The 14934-nt window shown below is 69.0% G+C and carries 11 protein-coding genes and 1 pseudogene; 6 read left to right on the top strand and 6 right to left on the bottom strand.

All coding sequences use genetic code 11. The features are described from left to right. Nucleotides 1-14: 14 nt before the first annotated feature. From ACQ86G_RS23000 to ACQ86G_RS22985, 4 genes are all read right to left on the bottom strand, one after another. On the bottom strand, nucleotides 15-680 hold the full coding sequence (locus ACQ86G_RS23000) for a response regulator (protein WP_431257481.1): 666 nt from the start codon (nucleotides 678-680) through the stop codon (nucleotides 15-17). A 103-nt stretch (nucleotides 681-783) separates the two neighbouring features. Beyond that, nucleotides 784-1938 carry an HlyD family efflux transporter periplasmic adaptor subunit gene (locus tag ACQ86G_RS22995; protein WP_431257480.1) on the bottom strand — a complete coding sequence of 385 codons (1155 nt, stop codon included), beginning with the start codon at nucleotides 1936-1938 and terminating at the stop codon, nucleotides 784-786. A gap of 42 nt (nucleotides 1939-1980) precedes the next feature. Further along, on the bottom strand, nucleotides 1981-4038 hold the full coding sequence (locus ACQ86G_RS22990; RefSeq protein ID WP_431257479.1) for an ATP-binding cassette domain-containing protein: 2058 nt from the start codon (nucleotides 4036-4038) through the stop codon (nucleotides 1981-1983). Nucleotides 4039-4181: 143 nt separating this feature from the next. After that, nucleotides 4182-5534, bottom strand: a complete 1353-nt coding sequence (locus tag ACQ86G_RS22985) for a TolC family protein (protein ID WP_431257478.1) — start codon at nucleotides 5532-5534, stop codon at nucleotides 4182-4184. Between the two features lie 258 nt (nucleotides 5535-5792). On the opposite strand from ACQ86G_RS22985, the gene ACQ86G_RS22980 reads away from it, so the two are divergent. The 5 genes from ACQ86G_RS22980 (at nucleotide 5793) to ACQ86G_RS22960 (ending at nucleotide 11835) form a co-directional block, all read left to right on the top strand. Then, complete coding sequence (locus ACQ86G_RS22980) at nucleotides 5793-6152, top strand: four-helix bundle copper-binding protein (RefSeq protein WP_431257477.1); 360 nt, start codon at nucleotides 5793-5795, stop codon at nucleotides 6150-6152. A 435-nt stretch (nucleotides 6153-6587) separates the two neighbouring features. After that, a complete protein-coding gene (locus ACQ86G_RS22975) occupies nucleotides 6588-7241 on the top strand; it encodes an MEDS domain-containing protein (protein ID WP_431257476.1) in 654 nt (217 codons plus the stop codon). Between the two features lie 5 nt (nucleotides 7242-7246). Then, on the top strand, nucleotides 7247-8857 hold the full coding sequence (locus tag ACQ86G_RS22970; protein WP_431257475.1) for a hybrid sensor histidine kinase/response regulator: 1611 nt from the start codon (nucleotides 7247-7249) through the stop codon (nucleotides 8855-8857). A 9-nt stretch (nucleotides 8858-8866) separates the two neighbouring features. Beyond that, nucleotides 8867-9694, top strand: coding sequence for a response regulator transcription factor (locus ACQ86G_RS22965; RefSeq protein WP_431257474.1), 828 nt, complete (start codon nucleotides 8867-8869; stop codon nucleotides 9692-9694). An 8-nt stretch (nucleotides 9695-9702) separates the two neighbouring features. Continuing rightward, entirely contained in the window at nucleotides 9703-11835 is a 2133-nt protein-coding gene (locus ACQ86G_RS22960) for a GAF domain-containing protein (RefSeq protein ID WP_431257473.1), read from the top strand. Nucleotides 11836-11976: 141 nt separating this feature from the next. Here ACQ86G_RS22960 and ACQ86G_RS22955 read toward each other — a convergent pair. Continuing rightward, nucleotides 11977-12480: pseudogene (locus tag ACQ86G_RS22955) on the bottom strand (Crp/Fnr family transcriptional regulator); the annotation flags it as partial. A 659-nt stretch (nucleotides 12481-13139) separates the two neighbouring features. On the opposite strand from ACQ86G_RS22955, the gene ACQ86G_RS22950 reads away from it, so the two are divergent. Further along, nucleotides 13140-13613, top strand: coding sequence for a hypothetical protein (locus ACQ86G_RS22950; protein ID WP_431257472.1), 474 nt, complete (start codon nucleotides 13140-13142; stop codon nucleotides 13611-13613). Here the strand turns inward: ACQ86G_RS22950 and ACQ86G_RS22945 are convergent. Then, nucleotides 13540-14250, bottom strand: coding sequence for a glycosyl hydrolase (locus tag ACQ86G_RS22945; protein ID WP_431257471.1), 711 nt, complete (start codon nucleotides 14248-14250; stop codon nucleotides 13540-13542). The two genes, ACQ86G_RS22950 and ACQ86G_RS22945, sit on opposite strands and share 74 nt — an antisense overlap. Between the last annotated feature and the right edge of the window lie 684 nt (nucleotides 14251-14934).

Here is a 14934-nt window from a genome sequence, read left to right as displayed (position 1 = left end):
GACGGTTGCCATGTTCAGTCGTCGATCAGTCCATGCAGCCGGGCAACACTGGTCGCCATCGCCCGGGAGTTGACGTTCAGCTTCCGATAGATCGATCGCAGATGCTGGTTCACCGTGAAGCGCGAGATCGACAGGCGGCTGCCGATGTCGACAATCGGCAGACCTTCGATCAGCAGGTTGAGCACGCTCCACTCACGTTGTCCCAGGCCGAGCTCCTTCAACTTCTGCGCCTTGTCCACCTTGGGCTTCACGCCGGTCTCCAGGCTCTCGAGCTTGTCGAGCACCAGCCGCGAGACGGCCGGACTCAAGGGGGCGTGGCCGTTATGGGTGGCGATGATCTTGTCGATCAGGCTGGGCTGGATCTCCTCCTTCAGCAGGTAGCCCGAAGCACCCGATCGCAGGCTGCGCATCACGTGTTTGGCATCCCCGAAGGTGCTGATCACGATGCTGTGGGCGTCGGGACACTTCTCGTTGATCAGCTTGATCAGATCGATGCCGTCCACATCAGGCAGGCCCAGGTCGACCAGGTAGATGTCGGCGCGATTGGCAAGGATCGCCGAGACCGATTCCCCGCGATTGCGGCCGATGCCGACGATCTGGCAGGCGCTGCTGGCCGACACGACGTCGATCAGGCGCTGCAGGACGGTGGCGTCGTCCTCGATGATGGTGACGGTAATCATGTATGTTCTCCTGTAGTTCGGAGTTGTTGTTGCTGATGTTCGATGGCGATCGAGGAGGTGAGGTGACTGGAGCTCTGGGGGTCGTCACGGGGGCGTCGGGCCTTCAGCGCTCTCCGAGCGACTCCGAGACGGTCTTCCTGACTGGCTTGAGCAGGTAGTCCAACACCGTGTGACGTCCGGTGATGATTTCCGCCGTTGCGGTCATGCCGGGCTGGATCACGATGCGATCTGCCTTCCCGCCCTTGAAACGCTTGCCGCTGATGCGGATGTGGGTGCGGTAGTAGGCCTGCTCGCCTTGCGGGGTACGCTCGGTCAAGGCGTCGGAACTCACGTAGGTCACGCTGCCTTCGAGTGCGCCATAGATGCTGTAGTCGAAGGCGTCCACCTTGACCATCGCCGGCATGCCGGTCCGGATGAATCCGATGTCGGCCGCCCGGAGCCGGGCCTCGATGATCAGGTCGTCGCCGGTCGGCAGCAGCTGCATGATCTCGTCGCCGGGTCGCAGGACCGCTCCACCGGTCGTCAATGTGATCAGGTTGACCACGCCGTCGACCGGCGCTCGCAACTGCGTGTGCTCCAGGTTGCCACGTCGGTCGTTCAACATCTGCTGGACGCTGGCGAGCTCCTCTTCGGTCTTGGCCAGCTCGGCCTGGGAGTCCTGGAGGAAGCGGTTGCGACGCAAGGTGACCTGGCCCGCCGCCTCGTTGGCGGTGCGCTGCAATCGCAGGAATTCCGCCGCGCTGATGTCGCCAGTCTGATGCAGCGGCGCGTTGAGCTCGACTTCGCGCCGTGCAAGATCTGCGGACTTCTGCAGGACGGCGAGTTCTTCCTGCAACGCCGTCCGGCGTCGCTCGTAGAGCTTGCGCTGCAGTTCATTGAAGGGGCCTGTCCCGGCGGGGCGGTAAGGCGTTCCCAGCGTCTCGGCGCGCAGGCGCGCCAGCGATGCGTTCAGCGCATCGGCCTTCTCGCTGGACTCGGCCAGCGCGGCACTGGCCTTGGTGTTGTCGAGCTGAGCCAGCAGGTCGCCCTTGCGGACCGCGTCTCCCTCGTGCACGAAGAGCTTTTCCACCACACCTCCGTCGGGCGCCTGGATCACCTGTGTGCGGGAGGATGCCATGACCTTGCCTCCGGCGCGAGTGACCTGCTCGATCTCCGCCTGCGAGGCCCACCACACACCGGCACCCAACGCCGCCACCGTGGCAAGGACGGTCCAGCGCACCCGCGCCGGACCCTTGTGAAGACGCTCGGTCATTGTCATGGGATTCTCTGGATATCTGAAATCGTGGGACGGGGCGGGCGCTCAGGCTGCCCGGACAGGGACGCTCGATGACGGCAGCGGCCGGCCTTGCAGCCTGGCCAGCACCTCGTCCCGGGGCCCGTCGGCCAGGACGCCTTGCGGTGAGAGAACGATCACGCGATCGACCAGCGCCAGCATCGACAGGCGATGGGTCACCAGCAGGAGCGTCGCCTCGGCCTTGAGCATCTGTTTCATCAAGCGGACGGTGGCCTGCTCGAGGCCGTCGTCCATGCCCGAGGTCGGCTCGTCTAGCAGCCAGACCGCGCGATCGGCCAGGACGAGGCGCGTCAGTGCCACGAGTTGCCGCTGCCCGCCCGACAGGCCTCGCCCGCCTTCCGAGAGCCAGCGGTCCAGGCCCAGCGGATGCTGCGCGACCATCGGCCAGAGACCGGTCTTCCGGCACGCCTCGACCAGCGCGTCGTCGCTGACGTCGGGCAATCCGAACAGGAGGTTGTCGCGCAGCGTGCCGGAGAACAGCCAGGCGTGCTGCGGGCAATAGGCCAGCTGCGTGGCGCGCCATCCGGCATGGATCTGCTGCTGGTCGACGCCGTCCAGGTACACCGTCCCCCGGGTCGGTTTCGTCAGTCCGCAGGCGAGCGACAGGAGTGTGGTCTTGCCGGCACCGATGGTGCCCAGGATGGCGACCTTCTCCCCGCGGCGGAATCGCAGGTGGCCGATGCGCAGCGGCTCCTTCTGGCCGGGATAGGCGAATTCGACATCCTCGAATCGCAACTCGCCGTGCAGCACCTGGGGGACGACGGCGCGGGCGATGCCGTCGTTGTCCACCTGCAGCCTGAAGATCGCATCGAGTGCCTTCATGGAGGCCCGGGCGCTGCCCAGTTGCACCAGCAGCGGCGGGATCGATGCCAACGGCGACAGCACGCGTCCCGACAGGATCGAGCAAGCCACGATGGCACCCTGGGTCAGGTGTCCGTCGATGGCGAGCACCGCGCCGACACAGATCAGGGCGATGTAGCTCGCCTGCTGCAGGGCGGCGGACAGGTACGAGGTCGTGTCGCTCTCATGCTTCAGGTCCAGGCTCTGCGCGGCGTTCACTTCGCACAGCGCCGCCCAGCGGGCCTCGAAGCGCCAGCCGGCGCCGAGCCCCTTGATCGCCTCGGTGCCTTCGATGGTCTCGACCAGCAGGCCGGTCTTGGCGTTCGCGCCGGACTGGCTGCTCGCCGTGAGTCGGGCGATCCGGCGGGCGCGCAGCAAGCCGGTCAGCACGGTCACGCCGAACAGCACCACCGCCGGCAGCGCCATCCAGAAGCCGCCGATCGCCGCGATCACCAGCGCGAAGATCAAGGCCATCGGCATGTCGAACAGGAGGAACAGCGTACTGGCCGAGAGGATGCCGCGGATCGACTCGAAACTCTGCACCTGTGACGCCAGCGTGCCGATGGAGCCGGGCCGTTGATCCATCCGGACCGCGTTCAGCCGCGCCATCAGCGCCTTGGAGATGCCGACATCCAGCAGCTTCAGCCGCGGCTCGAGCAGCGATGCCCGCGCCAGCTTCAGCAGGAACTCGATCACCACCGCCAAGCCGACACCCAGGGTGAGGACCCACAGGGTCTGGTAGCCCTGGCTCGGGATGACACGGTCGTAGACCTGCATCGAGAAGAACGAGATGGCGATGCCGATCATCGACAGCACCAGTGACAGGCCAGCCGCCTCCACGAAGATCGGCCACTGGCCGCGGATCTGCGCGAGCATCATGCCGCGCGCGCTGCGGGACGTCGCCGGATCGCTCCCGACGTCCATCACCGCATGGAGGCAGGGCTGCCGGTCCAGCACGAGGTCGCGACGCACCCGATCGGGGCCTGCGCAGGTCCAGAGTCCTTCGGCTGTGCGCGCGGTGATCACCTGCCAGCCATGCTCGGCGTGGTGGCACAGCAGCGGCAGTGCCGCGAGTTGCGGAGCGTCGAGCAGGACGAATCGGATCCGCTCGTCGACCGAGGCCGCCAGGAGGCTGGCCGAATGGAGATCCTCGCCGGACATCCCCAGCTCGAGCTGGCGCTGACGCAGCAGATCGACGGGAACGGGGCGCCCTTTGAGCCGCATCCAGTGGGCCAGCGACGTGGCGATGGCGAGCGAGGGAGTGACGTCGGGGCCGTCGGGCGCTTGAAAGGATTCCGGATCATTGGGGAACTCGCTGGTGGCGAAGGGCAGGAGGAAGGCGCAACGGGAGACGGGCGTCGACCTCCTCAGTCGGCTGCCGGTCCGTTGTCGAGCAGCAGGGTCAGGCGGTACAGGCCCGCGCGTTCGTCGGTGGCGGCGTCGGCCTGGGCCTGGCGGGTGGCGTGGGCTTCTCGCACCATGTTGAGCAGGTCCAGCCACGCCCGTTTGCCGGCGTAGAACTGGCGTCGGTACGACGCCAGCACCTCGTCGCCCGTCGAGGCGGTGAGTGCAGCGTTGCGCAGCGAGGCGACCGCTGCGGCGTAGCGCGTGTACTCCAGCTGGTAATTGCTCCACTGGTCCTGCTCTGTCCCCGCGACCGCGGCTTCCGCCGCCGCGATGCGGGAACGGGCAGCGTTCAGGCCGGAGAGGGCGGACAGGCCACCTGGCAGCCCGGCCTGGAACACGAAGCCGATGCGATCGTCCTTGTAGGCGCCGCTCTGGCGGTCCAGGCGCAGGCTGACCGTCGGCAGCAGCACGGCCTTGGCCTTGCTCAGTTCATCGCGGGACAAGTCGACGTTCGCGCGCGCGATGGCCATCTCCGGCGAAAGCTGGATGCGGTCGAGCACCTGGTTCAAGGACGGCGGGGTCGGGAGGTCACCGTCCAGCGCCGTGAGCAACGGTGCCTCGACGGGGCGGCGAGCCAGACGTTGCAGCCGGTCGCGCTGCAGGGCCTCCTCGAGCTGTGCCTGGGCCAGCTCGGCCATCACGGCACTGAGGCGGGAGGCCGCCAGTGCGCCGTCGGCCGTGGTGGCGACTCCCGCTTCCGTGCGTCGGCGGATCATCTCCAGCAGTTGCTGATGCTCCGCGCGCAGCGCCTCCAGACGGTCGATGCGGCCATGGGCCTTGGTCCAGTCGGCCCAGGTCTGGACGATCCGGAGCTTCAACTGGCGCTGGGCGGCCCGCAGCTCGAGTTCGCTGCTGCGCAGGGTGGTTCGCGCAGCATTCAGGTTGGCAGACAGCAAGCCGCCCGTGTAGAGCGGCTGCTGGACGCTGAGGACGTTGACATAACGACTCGTGCCGGTGGCCAGCTGACGGGAGAAGCTCGGCGACGGGCCGAATTGCCACTTCGCGGCGGAGACGCCGGCCTCGGCGGCGGCGATCGAGGCGCGGGCACGTTCGAGGGATGGATCTGCGGACAGGGCGCCGCCCAGAAAGTCGTCCATCGCGGCCCCCCAACGGACGAGATTTGCCGGGGGAGGCGTGCTGGCGGTCGCGGCCGCCGCTGGTATGTCGAGCGCCCCCGCGACCGCCGCTCGTGGCTCATCGTCCGCATGGGCCGGCACGCAGATCAGCGCCAGTGCCGCGAACGAGTATTTCCAGCGAGCGGTAGTATGGATATTCGCCAACCGGAATGGTCGGGAATTGGTTTGAAAGTTCAAGGGAAACCCCATCGGGCTGTTTTTCTATGGCGCCCAGTTTCGTTTCCTGTCTCGGGGTCTCGCAATAACATTCCCTTGCTAGCATTCCGACGCCGACTGCTAATGGTGGTTTATTTATGCAAATAAACTAGCAATCATTTGCTAGCCTTGTCCGCATTCGGAATTTCCGGGGGCGACCCTGCTTGCGCAGGACGGGAAGGGTGGCGGGAGAGGTGGTTGCCAGACGAAGCGCTCCTGCCACCTTGCCGAGGAAACGCGATGACCGCCCCTACCGAAGATCTGGAACCCTGCATGAAGGCTTGCGCGGAGGCCCTGCTCGCAACGCGTCAGTGCGCCAATGCGTGCATCCGCTCCGGAGATCGCCTGCTGGAGGCTTGCGCGCTGCTCGATCTGGACTGCGCCGCCATCTGCGAGGCCACGATCGGTGCGCTTTCAAGGGAATCCGAGCACCACGGCGATTTCTGCGCGCTGTGCGCGCACCTGTGCCGCGTTTGCGCCGACGAGTGTGAGAAACACCAGCACGCGCATTGCCGGCGTTGCGCGCTGGCTTGCCGGGCTTGCGCGGCGGCCTGCGATCGCCACGCGGGTGAACGCCACTCGCTGGGTGCCCATGCTTGAGCGCTGCCGCTGATGGAGGGCCATCCGCTCATCGGCGTGGCCGTCAATCTACTCGTTGATGGATTGATCCCTCTGTCGTCCGCCAGGTTGCGGATGAATTGCCGCAACGGTTTTCCGCGTGTCCAGCTCGGATTTCACGGGCCTGCTGCTGATCGGGGGATCGGATCGTCAATTTTCCCTGAAATATTGATGCGTGACATATGTCGCTCGCCTGCCGCCTGATATATGGAATCGGGTGCGGAAGGGGAAATCGCGTGGCGACTGACGGTGGCGAGGGCCCGGAACCGGGCGTAACCCTCTCGCGGATGCCTCCCGCCCGCGCGCTTCACGGCTAACATCCGTGGATCGACCCTCAAGAGCCAGTTGACTGGCCGATCCAACTCGGGACGGAGGACGTCCGAAGGCCCCAGACGCCTCGGGCGGTGCGAGAAAGCAGTGATCACCCCTCATTTCCATATTTGTGCCTTTTTCGACAGCCGTGAGGAGGCGTGCCAGGTCCTGGCGCCGTTCTATCGGGAGGCGGAGCAGAACAATGAACGCAGCCTTCACCTGATTGAACCGGGCGGCCTGGATGAGCACCGGGCGCGACTGGGCGGTGCCGGCATCGACGTGGTGGCGTGCGAACACCGCGGCCAACTGGCAGTGAGGCCGTGGCCTCAAGCGCCGGGTGCGTTCGACGTGGAGCTCCTGCTCGCCGCCATGGCGCAGGCCACGGCGGGGCACGGCAGCGAACTCGACGGCTTCAGCGGACTGCGCGTCATGACGCAGATGGGCTGGGCCGTCCGCCATGGCCTCGACCGGCTCGACCTGCTGGAGTACGAGGCGCGTCTGAACGGTGTCCTCGACGCGAATCGACGCCTGGCCATCTGCGTCTACGACCTCGCGCCGCTCGATGGCGCCACGATGATGGATCTGCTCCGGACGCATCCGCTGACGATGATCGGTGGCGTGCTGCGAGAGAATCCGTTCTTCACGCCGCCGGCCGAGATGCTGCGCGAGCTGTCCGCGCGCCGGGCCACCAGGCGACGTCGCGGGTGGTCCGCTCCGGTGGCGCTTCCAGTGCCGGCACGACCCCGGCGGGCCGAATGACCACGATGTCCCGAGAGAGAGAACGAGAACCGTCCGCCGCCGATCAGGCGCTGCGCGACCTGATGGGCCTGCTCGCGCTGCCTGCGCTGTGGGTCGGGCGGGACGCCGCCACCGTGCTGCAGCTCACCACCGAGGCGGTGAACCGGATCGTCGGCACGGCGGTCTGCCTGCTGCATGCGCCGCTGGTGCCGGACGCGCCGCCGGCGACGGTCCTGCAGTTGGGCGGCGTGCGCGTGTCGCAGGAGGCCTGGACCGATTTCATCGTCGCCTGCCGTCAGATGCCGGACACGGCGGACAGCGCGACAGCCTTGGAGTCCCCACTGGGCACCCTGCGGGTGGTGCGGCTCTACCTGGGGCCCGCGGGACGGGCGGGCAGCCTGTGGTTCGGTTCGTCCCGACCGGACTTCCCGTCGCCCCACCAGAGCGCGTTCATGCGTGCCGCGGCGACGCTCGCGTCGACCGGCCTGCACGCGGCCCGGCTGGACCATGAGCGCGAACGTGCCGCCAGCGCGAAGGACGAGTTCCTCGCGATGCTTGGCCACGAGCTGCGCAACCCGCTCGCGCCGATCTCCACCGCGCTGCACCTGATCCGGTTGCAGACGGGCCAGCTGTCGCGCGAGCACGAGATCATCGAGCGTCAGGTCGGCCACCTCTCCAAGCTGGTCGACGACCTGCTCGACATCACCCGCATCACCCGCGGGAAGATCGAGCTGTCGCGCGAGCCGGTGGACGTCCCGTTCCTCCTGACCGACGCGATCGAGGGCGTGAGTCCGCTGCTCGAGGAGCGCAACCACCTGCTGCGGGTGGCCTGCGACGTCGGACCGGAACTGCGGCTGGTGGGCGATCGGGCCCGGCTGCGGCAGGTCGTCGTCAACCTGCTGAGCAATGCCGCCAAGTACACGCCGACGAACGGCGAGATCCGCGTCGCGGCGCGCGCCGTCGGCGACGCGCTGGTGATCGAGGTGCAGGACAACGGCGCGGGCATCGACGCGGACATGCTGCCGCGCGTGTTCGAGCTGTTCGAGCAGGGATCGACGACGCTGGACCGCTCCAAGGGCGGGCTGGGCATCGGGCTGGCCATCGTGAAGCAGCTGGTCGAGATGCACCACGGTCAGGTCGCGGTGTTCAGCGCCGGACCGGGACAGGGCGCGACCTTCCGCGTGACGCTGCCGGCCGAGATCCACGCCGTGCCGCCGCTGCCGGGACCGGCCACGGAGGCGCTGGACACGCTGCCGCCGGTGCAGGGACGGGTGCTGGTCGTGGACGACAACCGCGACGCCGCCGAGACGCTGGGCATGGCCCTGCGCTACGCCGGCTACGACGTCGTCACGACGACGCTGCCGCAGGAAGCGCTGGACCGGGTGCGCGCGTCCCGCTTCGACGCCGCGGTGCTCGACATCGGCATGCCGGTCATCGACGGCTACCAGTTGGCCACGCTGATCCAGCACGAACTCGGCAGCGCCGCGCCGCGCCTGATCGCCCTGACCGGTTACGGCCAGGCCTCGGACCGCGACAAGGCGCTGAGCAGCGGTTTCGACGAGCACATGGTCAAGCCGATCGATCTGGATCGCCTGACGCGCACGCTGGAGCGGCTGATCCGCGCCGACGCGCTCTGATCGGGACTCATGACCGCGCCCGACCTCCTTCCTTCCACGAACGCGCCGGCGAAGGCGCCTGCGCCGGCCCACGTCGCGATCCTCGACGACGAGCCGGACATCACTCAGCTGCTGGCGGGCTACCTGGCGTCGCACGGCTTCCGCACGACGCAGCTGCATACGGGCCGCGCGCTGATGGACCTGATGGCGGCCGACCCACCCGAGCTGGTGCTGCTGGACCTGGGCCTGCCGGGCGAGGACGGCTTCGTCATCGCCCGCCAGTTGCGCGAGCACTGGCGCTGCGGCCTGGTGATCGTCACCGGGCGCGGCGACGCGGTGGACAAGGTCGTCGGGCTGGAGGTCGGCGCCGACGACTACGTGACCAAACCCTTCGACCTGCGCGAGCTCGTCGCCCGGGTGAAGGCCGTACTGCGTCGCCTGGCGCCCGGACCGGCGATGACCCCGGCCGCCGCGCCTGCCCATCCTGGGGGCGTCGTCACGTCCACCAGCGCTGCGTCGGGGTTGGGACGTGAACGGCTCCATTTCGATGGCTGGACCGTGGACGTGTCCGCGCGTCGCGTGACCGGGCCGGACGGAGAGGAGGTCGCGCTGACGACCGGGGAGTTCGACCTGCTCCACATCTTCCTGCTGCATCCGGGGCGTGTGCTGTCACGGGACTTCCTGCTGGAACACACCCGGGGCCGGGAGTCGGGGCCGTTCGACCGCACGATCGACGTGCAGGTCGGACGCCTGCGTCGCAAGCTCGGTGCCGAGTCGGGCGAGGGCCAGTGGATCAAGTCGGTGCGAGGCGCCGGCTACCTGTTCGCGCCGAGGGTGACCTCGACGCTCTCCGCCTGACCGCCGGCATGAGCGACGGCATGAGCGACGGCATGAGCGACGGCGCGCCCCGGCTCGATGAATCCGCGATCTTCCGCGCGCTGTTCGCCGCCTCGCCGGACGGCCTGCTGCTCGTCGACGACCAGGGGCTGATCCGGCTCGCGAATCCGACGGCCAGCCAACTGCTGGGATATGCGAACGAGGCGTTGATCGGCGCCTCCGTCGAGATGCTGGTGCCCGACAGCATCCGCCCGCGTCATGCCGCCTACCGGCATGCCTACGAAGAAGCGCCGCGCTCGCGGCCCATGGGCGGCACGGCCACCGAACTCGTCGCGCGCCGGCGCGACGGGTCCGAGGTGCTGGTGGAGATCGCCCTGAGTCCGCTGCAGCCGCTCGGGCTGCCGTACACCATGGCGTCGATCCGCAGTGTGGCCGAGTACCCGCGTGTGCGTCAGGCCTTGCAGCGGGCGCGCTACAGCGAGCATCTGGCCCAGTTGGGCAAGATCGCCGTCGACTCGCTCGACCCCCAGGAGGTGCTGCGCCAGGTGCCGGCCATCGCCGCCCAAGCGCTGGAGGCGGACCTGGCGGTGGTCTACCTGCTCGAGCCCGGCCGCGCCGGGCTGCGTCTGGCCGGCGGCGTCGGCCTGCTGGCCGGCGAGCCGCTCGGCACAACAGTGCCCAACGGACCCGACACGCCGCAGGGCTTCGTGCTCGCGCAGGGCGAGCCCGTCGTCGTCGAGGACTACGGCGTCGAGTCGCGGTTCACCGTGCCTGAGGCTTACCGCCAGGCGGGCCTGGTGTCCGCGCTGGCGGTCCCGTTGTCCGATCGGGGACGGCCCGTGGGCACGCTGGCCGTGCGTTCGCGCCAGCCCCAGCGTTTCGGCGACGCGGAAGTGCGCTTCCTGGAGTCGGTCGCGAATCTGCTCGGCACCTGCCTGCAGCGGGCGCAGACCGAGGAGGCGCTGCATCATTCCCAGCGGCTGGAGGCGGTCGGGCAGTTGACCGGCGGCATCGCGCACGATTTCAACAACCTGCTGACCGTCATCCAGGGCAACCTGCAGGTGCTGGCCGAACTGCCGGTGGTGATCGATGACGGTTTCGCGCCGCAGTTGGTCGCGGCGGCGACGCGCGCCTCGCGCCGCGGTGCGGAGCTGACGGGCAAGCTGCTCGCGTTCTCGCGCCGCCAGCGGCTGCAGCCGACCAGCGTCGACGTGAGCGCGATGATGCGCTCGCTGGCCGACATGCTGCGCCGCACGCTCGACCAGCGCATCCGCATCCGCATCGAGGTGGCGCCCGGCTGTCCGGATGTGCAGGCCGATCCGGCACAGCTGGAGTCAGCGCTGCTGAACATCGCCATCAATGCGCGCGACGCGATGCCCGAGGGTGGAGAACTGGTGTTCGAGGCTGAACCGCTGAGCGTCATCCCGCCGGCACTGAGCCGCCAGCTGGCGAGGGACGAGGATGTTCCCGCGCCGGCGGGACTGGCGGGCGACGCGACGCGGTATGTCCGCATCGCCATCTCCGACAGCGGCACGGGCATGCCGGACGACGTCAAGGAGCGCGCCTTCGAGCCCTTCTTCACGACCAAGCAGGCCGGCCGCGGTACCGGCCTGGGGCTGAGCACCGTGTACGGCTTCGCCCGCCAGTCGCAGGGGGCGGTCGGGATCGACAGCACGCCGGGTCACGGGACCACGCTGTCCTTGATCCTGCCCCAGCCGCCGGCCGTGCCGCGCGATGCCGCCGAGCACGATGCCTCGGACGCGGCCGTGCCGCCGGGGCTGCAGGTGTTGCTGGTGGAGGATGACGCGGAGGTGCGTGCCGTGGCGCGGCGCTACCTGACCGACCTCGGCTGCAGCGTCACGGCCTGCGTCAGCGGCGAGGAGGCCCTGCGGCATCTGCGCGATCTGGAGGATCCCGCCGGTGGCGGCGCGCTGCCGCATCTGCTGCTGAGCGACATCGCCTTGGGCGCCGGCATGCGCGGCACCGAACTGGCGTCGACCGTCCAGCAGGCGTGGCCTGACCTTGCCGTCCTGCTGATGTCGGGGTTCTCGGCGGAACTGCTGTCGTCCGGACCGGACAACACGCTGGACTGGGAGTTGCTGCCCAAGCCCTATGAGCGTGCCGCCCTGGCGAGGGCGATCGGGAAGGCGCTGAACCGCTGAGTGCTCGTCGGCGCCGACCGGCGCGGGCGGCTCACGCTGCCGAGGCCAGCTTCCCCGCGCCATCGAGCCGCCGATCACGAACTGCTCGAGGCGTTCGCGGTTGGGGATCGAGATCTGGCGTCGGCCGCGCTCGCCGAAGAGGATCAGGCCTTCGCGGTTGAGCTTGGAGAGGCAGCGGCTCACCGTCTCGAGGGTCATGCCCAGGTAGTTGCCGAGGTCGGCGCGCGTCATCCGCAGCGTGAGTTCGTCGGCGCGCAGGCCGCGCTGGTGCATGCTGCGCGCCCAGGCGCAGAGGAACTCCGCCACGCGTGCCAGCGAGGCCAGCGTGCAGACCGACATCAGCGACTGGCGTTCATGGGTGATCTCGGCGCTCATGCCTTCGTGGACCACGGCCATCATCTCCGGATGACGCGCGCAGGCCTGCAGCAGCAGGTCGTACGGAATGATCGAGATGTTGCCCGTGTCCATCGCCACGGCGTCGCAGGGATGGCGGCCGTGTGCGATGCCGCTGAAGCCCAGCCAGTCGCCACGGAACTTCAGGCTCACGATCTGCTCGCGGCCGTCCAGGCTGCGGCTCACCAGCTTGAAGGCGCCGGCATTGATCAGGTAGACGGTGTTGAACGACTGCGCGGCTCGGAAGACCATGTCCCCGGCGCGCACGACCTTGGCGGCCGGCTGGAGGAGGTCCCGGATGGTCCGCATCACCTCGAGCATGCGCTGTTGCGGATCGCGGGAGACCACGCGGGGCTCCGCGACGGTCACGTACAGCGGCGGCCGTGCCTGCGGACGGAGATCGGGCGCGATCAGGCCGGGCGTGGTAGCGGCGACGATCGTGGAGGACAGGGCGAGGGCGCCTTCGCGAAGCGATAGGTTCGTGGAGGGCGGGTTCGCGGAGGGCGCAATGCGCGGGCGGCCGGCCAGGGCATCGCGCAGGCGGTCGCGGGAGAGATCGCTCGGAGGGGGGCGAGGGCGATGGCGCTGTGCATGATGAACTCGTGGTTGGAGGGATTGCTGGGGATGCTAGAAACGGCGCGCAACGGCATCACCAATCCTTGACATCGGTCAGCAACAGTCAGTGAACCCTCGGTGACGGTTCAGTAACAGCCCGTCGAACCCTGCCGGCCGGGCGGCGGTCCCGCTCGCGACATGAGCTGCGTGTTGACATCGATCAAGGCGTGTTTCCGGGAGCTGACTACGCTGCGCAGCTCACCGCCCGGCGAGGCCCCGCGCCCGCCGCTGCCACCATGCCGCCGATCTCTTCCCCTCGCGCCACGCGCCCGACCATGCCGCAGCCTGCCTCGTCCGTGCGTATGACGTCCCAGCCCTTGCTGGGTCTCCGGATGGGATTGCTGTGCGGGGATGAACGCGCGCCGGGTGCGATGCTGTTCCAGCAGCTGGTGCTCGAGCTGGGCGCCCAGGTGACGGTGCTCGAGCCGGCGCGGGTGCTGGAAGACGGCGCGGCGCTGGAAGAGATCGCGCGCCTGCTCGGGCGCCTGTACGGCGCGATCGCCTGCGACGGCCTGCCGCCGGCGGTGGTGCGGCGACTGAGCGCCGTGGCCGTGGTCCCCGTGGTGGACGTGCAGGCGACGCTCGCGTCCGCGCAGGGGCCAGGAAAGAAAGCGGCGCCGACGCGTCGTCGCCCCGTCGCCTCGCGCAGGCGGCGGTCATCGCCGCGCTGCGCTGATCGCTGCCGCCAGCCGGGCGTCAGGCCTTGGGCAGGCTCTTGTACTGCTTGCCGACGTCGGTCAGCACGCCGGGGGCGCCGAGCAGGCTCGTGAAGTGCGGGTCCGCCTTGGGCGACATGCGACCGATGAACCACGAGTAGCGGAGCACGTCGCTGCGCGACTCGCAGACGCGCACCATGTCGGCCATCTGCGCCATCTGCTTGGCGGGCGTGTCGATCTGCGCGTCGCCATCGCCGTTGTGCCAGTTGGCCATCTCGGTGACCCAGAACGGCTTGCCGTACTTCTTGAGCCTGTCCAACTGGTCGGCGAGACCGTAGTCGTACCAGTGGAATGCCAGGGCGTCGATCTGCGGATCGCGCCCGTTGGCGCCGCGGAAGGCGGCGAGGAAGGCGTCCATCCAATCGATCGGATCCTTGTAGCCGGCCATCGTGCCCCAGTTGAGCGCCGGGCCGATGAGCTTCACGCCGGTCTGGCGCGCGATGTTCTCCAGCATGGGCCATTGCGCGGCGGCTTCCGCGGGCGTGAGGTTGGCCTGGTCGGTGAGGTTGGGCTCGTTGATCACCAGCAGGTTCTTCACCGTGGGGCGAGCCTTCAAGGCGGCGACCGTCTCGGCGACTTTCAGTTCCCGGGTGGTCCAGACCATGGGCACGTGTTCCATCGTGCCGGCGATCGACGGATTCGAGCGGACGTTCGCGTCGGGCTGGAGCGCCCAGTTGTACCACCAGCCCACGTTGCCGCCGGACAGCGCGTTGAAGTCGGCCGCGTCCTTGAGGTCGTAGGCGATGCCGCGCTTGACCGCGGGCGGCGGTGGCGCGGGCGGCGGAGGAGGCGGGGGCGGCGGCGGTGGGGGGAGGCGGCGACGCTGGGGGCGACGAGGCCGGCGGTGGCGCTGCCGGGGGCGGCGCTGCCGGGGGCGGCGGCGAAGCGGGAGGCGACGAGGCGGGCGGTGGCGACGCGGGCGGAGAAGCCGGGGGCGACGAGGCGGGCGGCGTGGATGCTGGCGGCGATGATGCCGGAGGGGTGGACGCCGGTGGCGACGAAGCCGGTGGTGATGACGCCGGCGGCAGCGACGACGAGGGCGGCGCCCCCGCGGCGGGTCCCGTCGGCTCGGCCGACGCCTCCGAGCCACCGCCGCCGCAAGCCGACAGCGTGACGGCGAGCGCGCCGGCGCCGGCGTAGCTCAGCAGGCGTCGACGGTCGGCATCGGGGGCAGCGGCGCGACCAGCGCCGGTGTCTGCTGCGGCATGGACATGGGCAACGGGGCCGTCGGGATCTTCTTGGGCATGGCGTCAGGCTCGTGATGAGCCTGTCCCTCACGAAAGGGACAGGTCTTGCGGGGCCGGAGTATGGGTGGCCCGCGATGTTCTTGTCCCGCACCGAAACACATTGTTAATGTTGCTGACGGGTGGCATTA

This window comes from Roseateles chitinivorans, from assembly GCF_050632145.1.
Taxonomy (GTDB): Bacteria; Pseudomonadota; Gammaproteobacteria; order Burkholderiales; family Burkholderiaceae_C; genus Roseateles; species Roseateles chitinivorans_B.
The sequence above is the reverse complement of the archived record's forward strand: the minus strand, read 5'-3'. Positions and strand labels throughout refer to the sequence as shown.

Bases quoted from the DNA above. Each gene is read 5' to 3' on its own strand.
- ACQ86G_RS23000 (WP_431257481.1), bottom strand. From the start codon at position 680: ATGATTACCGTCACCATCATCGAGGACGACGCCACCGTCCTGCAGCGC.
- ACQ86G_RS22995 (WP_431257480.1), bottom strand. From the start codon at position 1,938: ATGACAATGACCGAGCGTCTTCACAAGGGTCCGGCGCGGGTGCGCTGG.
- ACQ86G_RS22990 (WP_431257479.1), bottom strand. From the start codon at position 4,038: ATGCGGCTCAAAGGGCGCCCCGTTCCCGTCGATCTGCTGCGTCAGCGC.
- ACQ86G_RS22980 (WP_431257477.1), top strand. From the start codon at position 5,793: ATGACCGCCCCTACCGAAGATCTGGAACCCTGCATGAAGGCTTGCGCG.
- ACQ86G_RS22970 (WP_431257475.1), top strand. From the start codon at position 7,247: ATGTCCCGAGAGAGAGAACGAGAACCGTCCGCCGCCGATCAGGCGCTG.
- ACQ86G_RS22965 (WP_431257474.1), top strand. From the start codon at position 8,867: ATGACCGCGCCCGACCTCCTTCCTTCCACGAACGCGCCGGCGAAGGCG.
- ACQ86G_RS22960 (WP_431257473.1), top strand. From the start codon at position 9,703: ATGAGCGACGGCATGAGCGACGGCATGAGCGACGGCGCGCCCCGGCTC.